13 protein-coding genes and 1 pseudogene are annotated in these 14,222 nt (G+C 61.8%); 12 read left to right on the top strand and 2 right to left on the bottom strand.

The window, feature by feature from the left end:
• Positions 1–62: 62 nt before the first annotated feature.
• From ABL840_RS18920 to ABL840_RS18885, 8 genes and pseudogenes are all read left to right on the top strand, one after another.
• A complete protein-coding gene (locus ABL840_RS18920) occupies positions 63–248 on the top strand; it encodes a hypothetical protein (RefSeq protein WP_143043009.1) in 186 nt (61 codons plus the stop codon).
• Positions 245–1,921, top strand: coding sequence for a phosphoethanolamine--lipid A transferase (locus tag ABL840_RS18915; protein WP_093307192.1), 1,677 nt, complete (start codon positions 245–247; stop codon positions 1,919–1,921). Before ABL840_RS18920 ends, ABL840_RS18915 begins: the two co-directional genes overlap by 4 nt.
• A 35-nt stretch (positions 1,922–1,956) precedes the next feature.
• The gene (locus ABL840_RS18910) at positions 1,957–2,346 is read left to right on the top strand and encodes a hypothetical protein (RefSeq protein ID WP_143043008.1); all 390 of its coding nucleotides are present in this window, start codon (positions 1,957–1,959) and stop codon (positions 2,344–2,346) included.
• A gap of 52 nt (positions 2,347–2,398) precedes the next feature.
• Positions 2,399–3,730: a TolC family protein gene (locus ABL840_RS18905; protein ID WP_093307191.1), complete on the top strand. Its 1,332-nt coding sequence runs from the start codon at positions 2,399–2,401 to the stop codon at positions 3,728–3,730.
• Positions 3,727–4,962 carry an efflux RND transporter periplasmic adaptor subunit gene (locus ABL840_RS18900; RefSeq protein ID WP_418115977.1) on the top strand — a complete coding sequence of 412 codons (1,236 nt, stop codon included), beginning with the start codon at positions 3,727–3,729 and terminating at the stop codon, positions 4,960–4,962. The genes ABL840_RS18905 and ABL840_RS18900 overlap by 4 nt, the downstream gene beginning before the upstream one ends.
• Positions 4,963–4,977: 15 nt before the next feature.
• Entirely contained in the window at positions 4,978–8,106 is a 3,129-nt protein-coding gene (locus ABL840_RS18895) for an efflux RND transporter permease subunit (RefSeq protein WP_093307190.1), read from the top strand.
• The gene (locus tag ABL840_RS18890) at positions 8,103–8,441 is read left to right on the top strand and encodes a P-II family nitrogen regulator (RefSeq protein ID WP_093307189.1); all 339 of its coding nucleotides are present in this window, start codon (positions 8,103–8,105) and stop codon (positions 8,439–8,441) included. Before ABL840_RS18895 ends, ABL840_RS18890 begins: the two co-directional genes overlap by 4 nt.
• A gap of 191 nt (positions 8,442–8,632) precedes the next feature.
• Positions 8,633–8,815 (top strand): annotated as a pseudogene (locus ABL840_RS18885) (DUF1345 domain-containing protein); the annotation flags it as partial.
• A gap of 60 nt (positions 8,816–8,875) precedes the next feature.
• On the opposite strand, the gene ABL840_RS18880 reads toward ABL840_RS18885, so the two are convergent.
• Both ABL840_RS18880 and ABL840_RS18875 read right to left on the bottom strand, forming a co-directional pair.
• Positions 8,876–9,412: a DUF4124 domain-containing protein gene (locus ABL840_RS18880; protein ID WP_093307188.1), complete on the bottom strand. Its 537-nt coding sequence runs from the start codon at positions 9,410–9,412 to the stop codon at positions 8,876–8,878.
• Complete coding sequence (locus ABL840_RS18875; protein WP_093307187.1) at positions 9,393–9,884, bottom strand: hypothetical protein; 492 nt, start codon at positions 9,882–9,884, stop codon at positions 9,393–9,395. Before ABL840_RS18875 ends, ABL840_RS18880 begins: the two co-directional genes overlap by 20 nt.
• 191 nt (positions 9,885–10,075) lie before the next feature.
• Between ABL840_RS18875 and ABL840_RS18870 the strand changes: the two genes are divergently transcribed.
• From ABL840_RS18870 to ABL840_RS18855, 4 genes are all read left to right on the top strand, one after another.
• Positions 10,076–10,384 carry a double zinc ribbon domain-containing protein gene (locus ABL840_RS18870; RefSeq protein ID WP_093307186.1) on the top strand — a complete coding sequence of 103 codons (309 nt, stop codon included), beginning with the start codon at positions 10,076–10,078 and terminating at the stop codon, positions 10,382–10,384.
• Positions 10,385–10,561: 177 nt separating this feature from the next.
• Positions 10,562–11,805 (top strand): IS3 family transposase gene (locus tag ABL840_RS18865; RefSeq protein ID WP_093307205.1). Its coding sequence is split into 2 segments (ribosomal slippage): positions 10,562–10,859 and positions 10,859–11,805, totalling 1,245 coding nucleotides; the frame shifts between segments, so codons are not numbered across the junction.
• 631 nt (positions 11,806–12,436) lie between these two features.
• Positions 12,437–12,781 carry a mechanosensitive ion channel family protein gene (locus tag ABL840_RS18860; protein ID WP_418115976.1) on the top strand — a complete coding sequence of 115 codons (345 nt, stop codon included), beginning with the start codon at positions 12,437–12,439 and terminating at the stop codon, positions 12,779–12,781.
• A gap of 148 nt (positions 12,782–12,929) precedes the next feature.
• Positions 12,930–14,216, top strand: a complete 1,287-nt coding sequence (locus ABL840_RS18855; protein ID WP_093307185.1) for a sodium:proton exchanger — start codon at positions 12,930–12,932, stop codon at positions 14,214–14,216.
• Positions 14,217–14,222: the final 6 nt, after the last annotated feature.

The raw sequence follows: 14,222 nt of genomic DNA, 5'->3' as shown, positions 1-14,222 counted from the left end.
TGGGCATTCACCGAGTCGCATGCCGTCTCGACGGAAGAAGCTGCGAGCTACCATCCCAATCTATGAGCAACAACAAGACCCGGGCGCAGTCGGTAGCCGAATACAACAAAGCGAGCAAGCATCCCGCATGGACGTCGGCGAGCCGCAGCGCGCCATGGCCGACTGTCGAGCTCGGCCCGGGCAAGTCCCGCAGGGAGGCCGATAGGGTTGAAATGCGTGCGGGCGCCATCCCTTCTGGCCAAAAATGACTGCGGCTCCCAACGCGCAAAGCGTCGCAGCGAGTTCTTTGCGCAGGCCAGGAATTTCCGCCACTTGGGCATCCATCGCGGCGGCGAGCTGGATCGTTGCGGTCGACAATTGGTCGTTCTGGAAAACATTCCTTTTGGCCCAAGAGAATGCCTCGCTCTCTATGGGCGTGGTCGCATTGTCACTGGGCCTCGTGCTCGTCGCCATGTTCGGAACAGTTCTGCGTGCGTTCTGCATCCAGCGGCTCGGTACGAGCGTCCTTGCAGGGGTGCTCATCGCATCGGCCGCCGTTGCTCACTACGTCGACAGCTGGGGCGTGTTGTTCGACAAGGCCATGATTCGCAACATCGTCGAAACAGATTTTCGTGAAGCGACCGAGTTGCTTTCCTGGCCGGCGTTCTTGGATCTTGCTGTGCGTGGGGTGCTGCCGGCCAGTGTGCTTTGGTATATCGGTGTTCGTCGAAGTTCAGTGATGCAAACCGTCTCACAGACAGCGATTTTTGCTGTTGGCGCCGCGGCGCTGGCCGCAGTGGTTGCTTTCCTGTTCTACGGAACTTTCGCCGCCACCTTTCGAAACCATCGCGAGTTGAGGTTTCAACTGGTGCCAAGTAACTCTGTGAACGCGGTGTACGGCTTCCTTAAAAAGCAGGACAGTTCGCCTGCAACGTTTGCAACGATCGCTCCAGACGCTATCCGGACGCCAGCGCAAGGACAAAAGCCGTTCGTCCTGATTTTGGTAGTCGGTGAGACGGCGCGCGCCGCGAATTTCTCCTTGGGAGGCTATGTGCGGGACACCAACGCCGCTTTGAACAAGGCTGATGTCAGTTACTTCAACAACGTGACGGCTTGCGGGACGGATACTGCGACTTCATTGCCTTGCATGTTTTCCGATCTCGGTGCGCGAAACTTCTCGGTGGACAAGGCGCGAGCGCGGGAAAATGTTCTGGATATCCTCCATCGGACGGGTGTTGGTGTAGTTTGGCTCGACAACAACTCCGGCTGCAAGGGCGTATGCGATCGCGTGCCCTCGCTTCAAATGCCCACCATCGGGCAGCCAAGTCTCTGCGGCGACGGCGTCTGTCAGGACGAGATCCTGGTCGACGCTCTCAAGGACAAACTTTCCGGCCTCACGCAGGATACAACGATCGTTTTGCACCAAATGGGCAGCCACGGTCCCTCGTACTTCAAGCGCTACCCGCCGCCGGGGCGCTTTCAGCCCACATGCGACACGAACCGGATTCAGACGTGCTCACGCGAGGCGCTCGTCAACACCTATGACAACTCCATCGACTACACGACGCAAGTGCTCGCAAAAGCGATCCGAGTGGCTCGCGAGCGACAAGGCGCATTCGATATTGCGTTTCTCTACGTGTCCGACCATGGAGAAAGCCTGGGCGAAAAGGGCATCTACCTTCATGGGCTGCCTCCCATGCTCGCACCGTCCGAGCAGCGCCTCGTTCCGATGCTCGCGTGGCTCTCGCCGGGCGCGAATGAACGGCTGAGTCTGCCTGACCGCTGTCTTGCGGCGGTCACCAAGCAGTCGTACTCTCACGACAACCTGTTCCATACCATGTTGGGAATGTACGGCGTACGCACCGCGGCGTACCAGGCAGATCTGGACGTCTTTGCGCGCGCACGTTCGCAACCGCTTTGCGCGGTCGCCGATTCAAGATAAAGCAAGGCTCACTTCTTTTGGCTACACTTCGTCCCATGCGCAAGTGCCTGTTCCTGCTGCTGCTGGCGATTTTGCCGCTTCAGTTTGCTTGGGGTACGGCCGCTGCCTATTGCAGGCATCCTGCTGGAACGGGCAAAGCTCATTTTGGGCACCATCAGCACCAGCAAAAGTCCGGATCCGCAGCCAAATCGATTGACCTAAAGCTTAATACCGCCGGTGCGGCTGACGACGATTGCGTGATTTGTCACTTTCACCCCGTGCACCCAGCACCGGACGTTCTGCCGGAGTTCTCGGGGTTCGCGGTTGATTCCCCCAGTTTGGACGACCTGTCCAACTTTCGCTCCCGCGTTCCGATAGGGCTCGAACGCCCTGATCGAATGACTCGCTTTCAGTCGGCGAGCCTACCCTTGATGTTCATCGGATGAATTGAAGCTGGCTCGCCGAATTTCCCACAGTTTTTTTGACTAGGAGAATTCGATGCGAATCAAGACGCTGGCGCTCGCCAGCGCATGGGCGTTGGCTTCATTGCCAACCCTTGCGCAAGAAGCGCTGCCCGTCGCTGGGCCTGCGATCACGCCCCAAGCATCTCAGACACCCCAAAGCCTGCAGGCGCTGAGTCTGGCGGAGGTGTGGCGCCTTGCCGAAGAGGCCAATCCCACCCTGAGGATCAAGCGGGCGGAGATCACAGCCGCCGAGGGAGCGCGAACAGACGCGCGTGCCTTGCTCTACAACAATCCCGTTCTGGATCTGGGCGCCACGCGCCGCCAAGTGCCTCAGGACGGTTTGCCGTCCGCGCGGACGCGGGAATGGGCTGCTGGCGTCCAGCAAACCCTCGAGATTGCCGGCCAACGCGGCCATCGACGCGATGCTGCCGAGGCAGCTCTGCGGGCGCTCCAGGAAGAAATCACGGACGTGCGCACGCAGGTCCGGGTGGACGTCTCGCAGTTCTACTTTCGCGTCTTGGCCCTCCAGCAGCGCATCGAACTCGAACAGGAGGCGCTCGGCCTCTTCGAACGCACAGCGGCGGCAATTCAGAAGCGCCGCACCGCGGGCGAGGACACGAAGCTCGATGCGAACGTGGCTGCCGTCGAAGCCGAGCGTGCGCGCAACCAGTTGGCGCTCGCCCGTGAGAATCTGCTCGACGCACGGGCCGAGCTTGCTGCCAGGCTGCAGCTCCCGCCGGAGCGGCTGCCGCAGGCAAGCGGCGATCTCGGGGTGGCCACTACGCCTGCGCCCTACAGTCTGGCGGACCTTCTTTCGCAAGCCGAGACCCAACCACGCCTGCGCGCACTTGGCGCGCGAGAGGCGTCCGCGCGCTCCAGGCTGAAGCTCGAAAATGCCCGGCGCTACCCTGACCTCACCGTGGGCATCAGCACCGGCCGCGAGGGCATGACGGCGGCACGTGAACGGCTCAGCACTGTAACTTTGACGGTACCACTGCCCCTGTTCAACCGGAACGCGACAGGAATCGGCCAGGCGAGCACCCAGCTAACCCAGGCCGAAATCTCCCGCATCGCCGCCGTGCGCGATGTGCAGGCCCAGGTTCAGGCCCTGTGGACCAAACTGGAAAGCCTCCGCACGCGCGTCAGCCGCCTCCAGGACGTGGTGCTTCCCGCCCTTCTCGATAACCAGCAGCTGTCCCTCAAGTCCCGGCAGGCTGGCCAAATCGGCTTGCTCGAACTGATCGTCGTCAATCGACAAGCGCTCGACGCGCGGCGCGACTTGAACGACGCACTCATCGACTATCAGATTACTCGGCTCGCGCTGGAACTGGCCGCCGGCTGGTCCCCCGAAGGAGTCACCCCATGAACCCAATCCACTCGTCCCTTACCTGCATGACTCCTGCAACCCCGCTCACCAGCACGCTGACCGTGAGGCGTTTGATCGCGGCCACCGCTGCTTCCGTTGTGATTGCCCTGCTGGCCGCTTGCAGTGGCTCGAACACCGCGTCTGCAGAAAAGCCCGCTGCGGCGGAAAAGTCCAAGGAGCAAGAAGGAATCAAGCTTTCCAAAGAAGAGGCCGATCGCGCCGGCATTGTGCTGGAGGAACTGAAGGCGCAAATCCTCACCGACACAGTCAGGGTTACGGCAACGATTCGTCCGAACCAGGATCGCATCGCCCGCATCGCCCCTCGCGTGGAAGGTCGCATTGCCACGGTGTCGGCCAACCTTGGGGACATGGTTCGCGCGGGGCAGACATTGGCCACGCTGGACAGCCTTGCCGTGGGCGAAGCCTCCTCGGCGCTCAGTCAAGCCCGATCGGCCGATCGTGTCGCGGAGGCCGACTACAAACGAGCGGCTTCACTGCAGGCCGAGGAAATCATTTCGCAGAAGGAATTTCTGCGGTCGAGAGCGGAGTACGAGAAGTCCAGAGCGTCGCTGAGAGCGGCCGAAGATCGCCTGAAACTGCTCGGCGTGACTACCGGCGAAGGCAAAGGCATGGCGTCCGTGTTCCCGCTTGCCACGCCTTTCGCGGGCACGGTGATCGAGAAAAAGGCCACAGTTGGAGGGCTGGCAGGTCCTGCCGATGCCCTCTTTGTGGTGGCTGATCTGTCGACAGTATGGATCGAGGCGAACCTCGCTGAAGCCCAACTGGCCAAGGTTCGTGTAGGGGCACAAGCCGCGGTCACCGTAGGCGCCTATCCCGGCGAGCGTTTTGGCGGTCGTGTGACTTACGTCGCAAGCGTCCTCGACAAAGACACGAGAACCGTCCCGGCACGCATCGAAGTCGAGAACAAGGACGCGCGCCTGAAGCCAGAGATGTTCGCGACGGCCACCATCGAGGGGGGCCAAGGCGCGCAAGCAGCGGCACCAGCAAAGGTGCTGACCGTGCCGGACAGCGCCATCGTTCTGATGCAGGGCCAGGCCAATGTGTTCGTGTTCGAAAACGGCGGCTACGAGCAACGCGCCATCGATCCCGGCGAGCGGTTGGGCAATCGAACCATCGTCAAGTCCGGGTTGAAGCCAGGTGAGCAGATCGTGAGTGCGGGTACCTATGCCCTGAAGGCACGCATTCTGAAGTCGCAAATCGGCACCGAGTGACCACGGGGATAAAACATGCTCAACGCTATCGTAGACGCATCGCTTCGTTACAAAGTCCTTGTCCTGGTTGTCTTCACGGTCCTCATCGGCCTTGGCATCCAAGCGTTTCGCGACGTGCCAGTGGACGCGTTTCCTGACGTCACGCCAATTCAGGTCAACATCTACACCGAGTCGCCCGGTCTGGCTGCCGAGGATGTGGAAAAGCTGCTCACCACGCCGATCGAAGGGGCCATGGCCGGGCTGCCCAATGTCGAGGAAGTCCGCTCGGTCTCGCTCTTCGGACTGTCCTACGTTGGCATCTACTTCAAGGACAACGTCGACATCTACTTCGCCCGGCGTCTGGTAGGCGAGAAGCTCCAGGACGTCAAAGGGCGCCTGCCGCAGGGTTACGGCGAGCCGGTGCTCGGCCCCAACAGTTCAGGTTTGGGCCAAGTCTTCTGGTACACGGTCGAGTCGGCCGACAAGAGCCTGAGCCTGATGGATCTGCGCACGTTGCAGGACTGGACAGTGCGGCTGATCCTGCGCACCACGCCTGGTGTCGATGACGTGGTGTCTTGGGGGGGCGACCAGAAACAGTACCAGGTACAGATCGATCCTCGCAAGCTGATCCAATACGGCCTGAGCTTCAAGGAGGTCATGGAACGGCTCACCGCCAACAACAAGCAGGTCGGGGGGCAGTCGATCAGCCTCGGTGCCGAGCAGTATCTGGTGCGGGGCCTGGGCCTGGTGACCACGAACAAGGACCTCGAGCAGATCGTGATTGCTGAGCGCAACGGTGCGCCGGTCTACGTGCGCGACGTCGCCCAGGTCAAGCAGGCGCCGGCACCGCGCTTTGGCGCAGTGACCCGCGATGGCAAGGAAGCTGTGCTCGGTATCGCTTTGGCGCGCGTCGGCGAGAACGCCAAGAACGTGGTCGATGCGGCGAAGGCGAAGCTGGCAGTGGCGCAGGCTGCGTTGCCCAAGGGCGTTACCTTGCAGCCCGTCTATGACCGAACCGAGCTCGTGAAGAAGGCGTTAGCCACCGCGGAAAGTTCGCTGGTTGAAGGTGCGATTCTGGTAGCGGTAATCCTCTTCTTGTTCCTGGGCGAATTCCGTTCCGCAATCGTGGTCGTCATCACGTTGCCGATGGCCATGCTGATCGCTTTCATCTTGATGCAACAGTTTGGCGTGTCTGCCAATTTGATGTCCCTGGCGGGACTGGCGATCGGTACCGGAATGATGGTCGACGGTGCAGTGGTGATGGTCGAGAATGCATTTCGCCTGCTCGCCCACGCAAAAGAGGCGGGCAAGCCGATCAACAAGACTCATCTGATCTTGGAGGCTGCGCGCGAGGTCATGAATCCGATCGCCTTCGCGATCCTGATCATCATCGTGGTATTTCTGCCGTTGTTCTCACTGACGGGCCTGGAGGGCAAGCTCTTCAAGCCGATGGCCTTCACGATCACCTTCGCAATGGTGGGCTCGCTTGTGCTGTCGATGACTTTGGTGCCAGTGCTGGCGGCCATGATTTTGAAACCGAAGGAAGAGCGCGACACGTTCCTGGTGCGGCGCGCCAAGCGTATTTACTTGCCCTTGCTCGATTGGGCGCTTGAGCGCAAGAAGCTGGTCGTGGGCTCTGCCATCGTGCTGCTATTGGCATCGCTGGCGCTATTTCCTTTCCTCGGCAAGGAGTTCATGCCTCAACTCCAGGAAGGAACCATTCAGTTCCGGGTCACAGGCATCCCTTCAACGTCGTTGGATGAATCGATCAGGGTGTCACACACAGTGAGTGCAGAACTGCACAAACAGTTTCCGCAGATCCGATCGGTATTGGCAACCATCGGTCGCGCTGAGGGAGGAGAAACCACAGACGTGAACTACATGGAATTCAATCTCGACACGAAGCCACCCAAGGAATGGCCAGAGCAGATTTCCTACGGAAAACTTGCGTCCAACATGCAGGAGGCACTGGAGAAAGTCGTTCCCACGGCGGTGTTCGGCGCGACTCAGCCCATCCAGTCGCGCGTGGAGGAACTGATCTCGGGAGTGCGTGCGACGTTGGCGCTGAAGCTCTATGGAGAAGACTTGGCAACGCTCGATCGACTGACCGCGAAGATACAAGGCGTGCTCGGCAAAGTGCCTGGCGTGGCCGACCTGTCGGCTGAGGCGAACAAAGGAAAGCCGCAGCTCATCATCAAGGTCAATCGGGAAGCAGCCTCGCGCTTCGGCATCAACGCCGACGAAATCCTGGAAGTGGTTCAGTCGGGAATTGGTGGCAGCGCGGTCTCCACGCTGATCGACGGCACCAGGCGCTTTGAGATCGCCGTGCGGCTGTCCGACGATTTTCGGCTGAGTCCTGCCGCAATCGCCAGCATACCCATCCGCACCAAAGAGGGCGCTTTGGTGCCTTTCTCCCAAGTCGCCTCGATTGAACTGGACGAAGGCTATTCGTTCATCCGCCGCGAGTCGCTGCAGCGATATTCGGTTCTACAGATGGATGTCAAGGGCCGCGACGTGGACAGTTTCGTCAAGGAAGCCAATGAGCAACTGAAGCAGCAGGTCGAAATGCCGACCGGCTATTGGGTCGAATGGGGAGGCTCCTTCGAAAACCAGCAGCGCGCCATGGCACGGCTTGCGGTCATCGTGCCGCTCACGATCGGCCTGATCTTCATCCTGCTCTATACCGCCTTCAACTCGGTACGCCACGCAACGATCATCATTGCGAACGTCCCGTTCGCCATCATTGGAGGCATCGTGGGCCTGTTTATCAGCGGCCAGTACCTCTCGGTGCCATCTGCCATCGGTTTCATCGCGGTATTTGGCGTGGCGATGTTGAACGGCATTGTGATGATGACCTTTCTTAACGACCAGCGACGCCAGGGCCTGTCAATACGGGATGCGGTTCGGCAGGGAGCAGCGCTGCGGCTGCGACCCGTGTTGATGACAGCCTCAGTCGCGATCCTGGGCCTGATCCCGATGCTGTTGTCGACCGGTGTCGGAGCGGAAACGCAACGCCCCCTTGCCACGGTGGTCGTGGGAGGCCTCTTCACGTCGACCGCCTTGACGCTGCTGATCTTGCCGCTTATCTACGAGTGGGCAGAGCAGCGCGCCGACCGGCGCAAGGCAGCAGCCCAGCAATCCAGTCAACAAGGAGACGCACCATGAAGGAAATCAAGGCCTACGTACATAGCAACCGCGTGGCTGCGGTCATTGCCGCGCTCAAGAACTCGGGGGCCTGGGGCGACGATGCCACCGGGCGGCGCCATAACCTAACCCTGTACATCGTCAAGGGCTCGTTGACGCCGCTTTATGAGGCCGAACGTCGCTACTCCATTGAACTGGGCGACGAAGTGGTGAACGAGTACAAACTGGAGCTCCATTGTGACGACGTGCAGGTCGACGAGTTCGTGGAAATCATTGCGACCGCAGGACGAACCGGGTCGCCAGGCTCGGGATGGATCTATGTAATGGATGTCCAGAGCGAGCGTGCCATCGCCTGATCCACGGTTGGTTCTGCTTGCGCCTTGGCGGCGCGACCGCCGGAGGCCGCTCTCCAGGCATGCCTTGCAGGCGAGGCATGATGATTGCCCTTGGCATGAATGCTCTGCCCAGCATTGCCGGCTGCGCGTCATTCCTGCAGGACGCGGGGATTTTCAGCAGGGGGGCGCACTGTAGAGGTGATCGAGGTGGGCAAAGCGACTATCTCGATTTTCTGTACTACTCGTTTGTGGTCGGCATGATGTGCCAGGTGTCGGACGTTCAGGTCACTTCCAGAGAGATGCGGCGCCTGACGCTGGTGCATGGCGTCCTCTCATTCGCATTCAACATGCTGGTGCTGGCGCTGTCGATCAATGTGGTGGCGAGCACCACGTAGAAGAATATCGCCCGAGCGCTTGCGACTCAGGGCATGGGACGACGCGGCAACGGACCACTTTCACTGCAGCGCTGCGCGCTCTCTCTGGAGGGCATTCAACGCTTGCCGCGCGCGCTGCACTTCGTTGGCGAGCATTTGCTGGCGTTGCCAGAACGGCCCCACCAGTCTGCGGCCTTGCCGGTCGCCTTCCTGGACGTTCCGGGCTTGCTCTTGTCGTGCTTGCGCGTCCCGTAGCTGGCCCGCAGCACTGGCAATGTCCCTGTCCAATTGCTGCCCCCGAGCTGCACGCGCATCGGCGTCGCGCAAAAGCTGCTCTCGCATGGCAGTCAGATCGCGCTGCGCGGCTTGAGTTGCCTGCGCGTTGGGCGGATGCGGCTCGACGAGCAGTTCGTCCGTGCGCTTGGCACCTGGTTGTGGCGAATCAGCGTAGACGACTTCCCCGCTGGGCAGCACCGACTTGTACAGTGTTCGCTGGTCTCCCATGGCCGTGCACGCTGCCGTCAGCGCAAGGACGGTTGCAGCGGTCCGTACCAGAGCCAGAGGCCAAGGGCGGGCGGCCCTGGCGGACGCGCAAGCATCAGTGGTGCCCACCGCCATGATGGCCTCCATGGTGCATGGGTGCATACCCCCCCGGGTAGCCGTGCTGCGCTCTCTCACCATAGCTGCGACCGTAGTAGCTCCCACCGTAGTAGTGCTGGCCTGCATGGTATCCGAGGTAAGAATAGCCTAGGTAAGAGCTGCCGTAGTAGGCGGGGACGGGGTACCGTCCAGACAGGATGCGGGCCCGGAGGGCCTGATCGCCGTCGCTGCGGCCCTGAACATAGCGCAGCACGCCATCGCTGACTCCGGCTGCGCGCTGTTGCGCGAAGTCCTGGGGCGTCAGCACGAAGGCAGCGCCCCGCTGTTGGATCTGGGCAATGATTGCTGCATCGCTGTCTCCTCGCGTGCTCATCGCCACCACCTCGTCGATCCGCAGGGGCAGGGGCGCCGCCAGACCGGGCTGAGCGACGGCACACCCGGTGATTGCCGCGGCCACAAGCAGCGCAAAGGCCAATGAAACCCATCTCATCGCAGCTCCAAGTCGATCTGTGGTCAGGTTCGAGTCAGATCTTCGGGGAACGTTCCGACAACTCGCCGCTCCGATTGAGAGGGATGCGAGGCTTGAAACCAGGCGCACAATTGCGCAGACAAGGTCGCCCGTGGCAAAGCCAAGGCCATCGCGGCTGTCTTACCGATGCGTTGAACTAATGGAGCAGATTTATGGGACTGTTGAATAGAATTTTAGGCGGGCATGGCGGTGGTCATCACGGCGGAGGTCATGGTGGCGGCCACGGCGGCTATGGGTATGGTGGCTATGGCGGCGGAATGCCTCCAGGCGGCGTTCCGCCTCCACCCCCTGCTGCGCCGCCGGTCGTGGCGTGCCCGGCGTGTCGCGCTGCCAATGCGCCGGGCGCGCGGTTTTGTCAACAATGCGGTGGGTCGTTGATTGCCACTGCCTGTACCCAGTGCGGTACCGCTGTACAGCCCGGGGCGAAATTCTGCGCGCAGTGCGGAAAGGCGACCGCCTGATTCTGGCGTGGCAACTGGATCGCGCCTGGTGTGCTTTGCCGCATCTCCCAACTGCGAAGGCTACATTGTCATCTTGAGCTGGCCCCTTGAATGACAGGACACGGTCTATCGCTTATCTTTAAAGATAGGAGTAGGACTGTGAGTACGACTAGGAATACGGATACCGTCGAAGTGATCATGAGGGACCAGCGCCGCAGGCGCTGGTCCCTTGCAGAGAAGGCCGCACTGGTTCGTCGAAGCTACGAACCTGGCATGAGCGTGTCGCTCGTCGCACGTCAGGAAGGCGTTGCCGCCAGCCTGCTGTTCCAGTGGCGCAAGCTGGAGCGGCAAGGGGCGCTGACGGCTGTATCGGCGGGCGAGGCTGTGGTGCCGGCTTCGGAACTGGCAGCCGCTCGTGCCGAGATCGCCAAGCTACAGCGCGTGCTTGGCAAGAAGACGGTGGAGAACGAGATCCTCAAGGAAGCTGTGGAGTACGCCGCAGAAAAAAAGTGGATTGCGCGCTCGCCCTTGCTGGACGGGGACGGCCAGTGAAGGCCGTCTGCCAGGCCCTTGGGTTGGCGCGCTCGAACATTCATCGCTTGCAAGCTCGCCCCGAGTCCTGGATCGACGCCCGGACACGACGCACGGCGCCTGCAAGCGACGTGGCCTTGCTCGACGAGATCAAGGCCCAGATCACCGAGTTGCCGACCTATGGCTACCGGCGTGCCTGCGCATTGGTGAACCGGCATCGAGCCACCACCGGTGCGCCGCGAGTGAACGCCAAGCGCATCTACCGCGTGATGGGGGCTCATGCATTGCTGCTACCGAAGGCGCCGAGACGGCGCCAGTCCAGCCGGCCCCATGAGGGCAAGGTGGCCGTCGCGCACAGCGACATGCGCTGGTGCTCGGACGGCTTCGAGATCAAGTGTGATTCTGGGCAGACCGTGACCGCGACCTTCACCAAGGACTGCTGCGACCGTGAGATCCTGGCCTATCGGGCATGGGAGGGCAAAGGGCTGCCGGGCGAGCCGGTGCGCGAAATGCTCATCGAGGCCGTGGAGAAGCGCTTCGGCAGCGTCGAGGGTGTTCCCAGTACCCACGCCTTGGAGTTCCTCTCGGACAACGGGGGCGCCTACATCGCTGCCGAGACCCGGCAGATCGCTCGACAGCTGGGCCTGAGCCCAGTCAACACACCCGTGTGCAGCCCCCAGAGCAACGGCATCGCCGAGAGCTTCGTGAACACGTTCAAGCGCGACTACGTCAGCCGCATGGACCTTGCCGATGCGAGAACGGTGATGGCGCAGATGGCCGCAGCCTTCGAGCACTTCAATGAGGTGCATCCGCACTCGGCATTGAAGATGAAATCACCCAGGGAGTTCAGGCAGCATCGCGCTGCCCACCAGCGTCTTGCTCAGATCGAGCAGACGCTACATTGCGAATAGCCCGTGTCCTGAAATACGGGGGCAAGATCAATCTTGAGGTTTGTATATGTAGTTGCGTGCCTGAGCAGCGCAGATGCCCACCGCGCACGGCTTGGCAGGCAGCGGTTTGGCAGCAGGCGCATTCGCCTACTCGCCCAACCGTTGTCTTCGCGCGGCTAACTGCCTCCGCGGTCGGGCACGGCACCGCTGGCGACGAAACAAGCGATTGCGATTGCCATCGCAGTTTCGCTTGCGTTTAGGCAGCCTCGAATGTTTGCGTTCAGGGCGGGGCTGAGCCGCAGCGGCAGCGGCAGCCGGCAGCGGCAGCCGGATGCGTTATCGCAAAATCCACGCTGCCAATGGATCGAAGAATGGCTGCAGCAACTGTTCAGTGACTAAGAAATGTTGATTTCTCATCCATGGTTCGGCCCCGGCGTGGCGGCGTTGATCGCGGCACCGCTGGCGCTCTTGATCCAGCGTGCTGGCACTATGGTGCTGCGACGGGTGACCCGCGGGGCACCTGTGCTTCACACAATGCTGCTCCATGTGCAGCCAGCCGTGCGGTCGGCCCTGCCACTCGCCGCATTGCAACTCGTATGGCAGGTCGCCCGGCGCTCGCCAGATCGGCGCCAGCCTTCTGGCCTCCGCGGGCTTGATCGGCATCGTCGCAGGCCTGGCCGCCAAGCCTGTATTCAGCAACCTGATCGCCGGCCTGCAGATCGCGCTGGCGCAGCCAATCCGCATCGGCGACGTGCTGGTCGTCGAGGGCGAATGGGGCCAGGTCGATGAAATCGCCGGCACTTTCGTGAGGCTCAAGATCTGGGACGACCGACGGCTCATCCTTCCCCTCAGCTACTCCATCGAGAAGCCGTTCCAGAATTGGGCGTGCAGGGCTGCGCAACTGCTGGGCTCGCTCTCCATCAATGCCGACTACGGCCTGCCGCTCGCGCCGCTGCGCGAAGAGGTCAAGCGCCTGGTCAAGGCCGCGCCCGAATAGGACGGCCGCTTCTTCAACCGCGAGCGGACTGAGCGTTCGCGCGGTCTACACCGAGACATTGAAACGCTTTTTTGTTTCGGTGTCGTGAAGCGGGCTCCAGTCACGATGCGATGGCATCATTGATAGGTCTACTCCAACCAGAATACCGATGAAACGATTCCTTCTTCTGCTCGGCATCGCCGTGGCGGCCATCGTGCCGGCGGCAATCTTCCGTTACAGCGGGTTTCGCCCCAATCCGGTACTGGACACCGCAGTCTTCGGTGTTGCCGTATTAGCCGCAGGCTTCATGTTGTCCTGGGGGGCCGAGGCGGCTGAAAAACGAATCTCGCAAGGCCTGGTGCTGGCCCTGGTGGCCTTGGTTACCGTGCTGCCCGAGTATGCGGTCGACATGTACTACGCGTACCAGGCGGGCAAGGCTCCGGAATCCAACTATGTCCACTACGCGGCCGCGAACATGACGGGAGCGAACCGGCTGCTGGTTGGCGTGGCATGGCCGCTGATGGCGATCCTTCACTGGTTTCGAACGCGCGAGCGCAGTATCAGGTTAGCGACGGTCAACGTCGTGGAGATAGGTTTCCTGCTGGTTGCAAGTCTCTACGCGTTCGTGATCGTCCTCAGGAATCGGATCAGCCTCGTCGACACGGTCGTGCTGATCGGTATTTTCGGGGCCTACCTGTGGGTGACAGGGCGCATGCCCAAGGTTGAGTCTGGCCTGGAGGCCGACGACGAGCCCGGACCGGCCGCGGCGCTGGCGACCCTGTCGCCTGCCCGTCAATGGACCTGGATGGGCGGGCTCACGATCGTGGCCGCCGCGGTGATCCTTGCTTCGGCCGAACCGTTCGCCGAATCGATCGTCGCCTCGGGACGGGTGCTGGGGATCGACGAATTCCTGCTCATCCAATGGCTCGCCCCCTTGGCCAGCGAGGCGCCCGCCGTCGTGATCGCGGTGCTGTTCGTGCTCTCGGGCCGCGCCGAGGGCGGCCTGACGACGATGATCAGCGACAAGATCAATCAGTGGACGTTGCTGGTCGGCATGCTGCCGCTGGCGATGAGCGTGGGCGCAGGTGCGCTGACGTCGATGCCACTCGACGCGCGACAGCACGAGGAATTCTTCCTGACCGCGGCGCAGTCCTTGTTCGGCGTGGCGTTGCTGCTGCGCCTGCGTTTCAGCTTGGTGTCGGCAATCACGCTCGCGGCGCTGTTCTCGGTTCAGTTGGTGGTGGCCTTCATTTTTCGGGAGGATGCGCAACGCGCCATCGATGCGCTGACCATGCTCGCCTGGGTCTACCTGGCGCTGGCGGCGGTGATCTTTGTGACTGGTGCGCCGAGCGCGTGGCGTGTAGTCGGCGCGTTGCGCACGGCGGCAACTCGTCAGAGGCTTGAGGCAGCCGCTCCGGCAGGCTCCGGGGCGACGGCCGCCGCACCAAAGAAATGAGAGCCC

Origin of the sequence: Variovorax sp. NFACC27, from assembly GCF_048301545.1 — a bacterium.
GTDB classification, from domain to species: Bacteria; Pseudomonadota; Gammaproteobacteria; order Burkholderiales; family Burkholderiaceae_C; genus Variovorax; species Variovorax gossypii.
Note: the sequence above shows the minus strand (reverse complement) of the source record. Positions and strands in the feature narration are given on the sequence as shown.

Coding starts and splice junctions, on each gene's coding strand:
- ABL840_RS18875 (WP_093307187.1), bottom strand. CDS start 9,884: ATGAGATGGGTTTCATTGGCCTTTGCGCTGCTTGTGGCCGCGGCAATC.
- ABL840_RS18880 (WP_093307188.1), bottom strand. CDS start 9,412: ATGGCGGTGGGCACCACTGATGCTTGCGCGTCCGCCAGGGCCGCCCGC.
- ABL840_RS18910 (WP_143043008.1), top strand. CDS start 1,957: ATGCGCAAGTGCCTGTTCCTGCTGCTGCTGGCGATTTTGCCGCTTCAG.
- ABL840_RS18890 (WP_093307189.1), top strand. CDS start 8,103: ATGAAGGAAATCAAGGCCTACGTACATAGCAACCGCGTGGCTGCGGTC.
- ABL840_RS18855 (WP_093307185.1), top strand. CDS start 12,930: ATGAAACGATTCCTTCTTCTGCTCGGCATCGCCGTGGCGGCCATCGTG.
- ABL840_RS18895 (WP_093307190.1), top strand. CDS start 4,978: ATGCTCAACGCTATCGTAGACGCATCGCTTCGTTACAAAGTCCTTGTC.
- ABL840_RS18915 (WP_093307192.1), top strand. CDS start 245: ATGACTGCGGCTCCCAACGCGCAAAGCGTCGCAGCGAGTTCTTTGCGC.
- ABL840_RS18900 (WP_418115977.1), top strand. CDS start 3,727: ATGAACCCAATCCACTCGTCCCTTACCTGCATGACTCCTGCAACCCCG.
- ABL840_RS18920 (WP_143043009.1), top strand. CDS start 63: ATGAGCAACAACAAGACCCGGGCGCAGTCGGTAGCCGAATACAACAAA.
- ABL840_RS18870 (WP_093307186.1), top strand. CDS start 10,076: ATGGGACTGTTGAATAGAATTTTAGGCGGGCATGGCGGTGGTCATCAC.
- ABL840_RS18905 (WP_093307191.1), top strand. CDS start 2,399: ATGCGAATCAAGACGCTGGCGCTCGCCAGCGCATGGGCGTTGGCTTCA.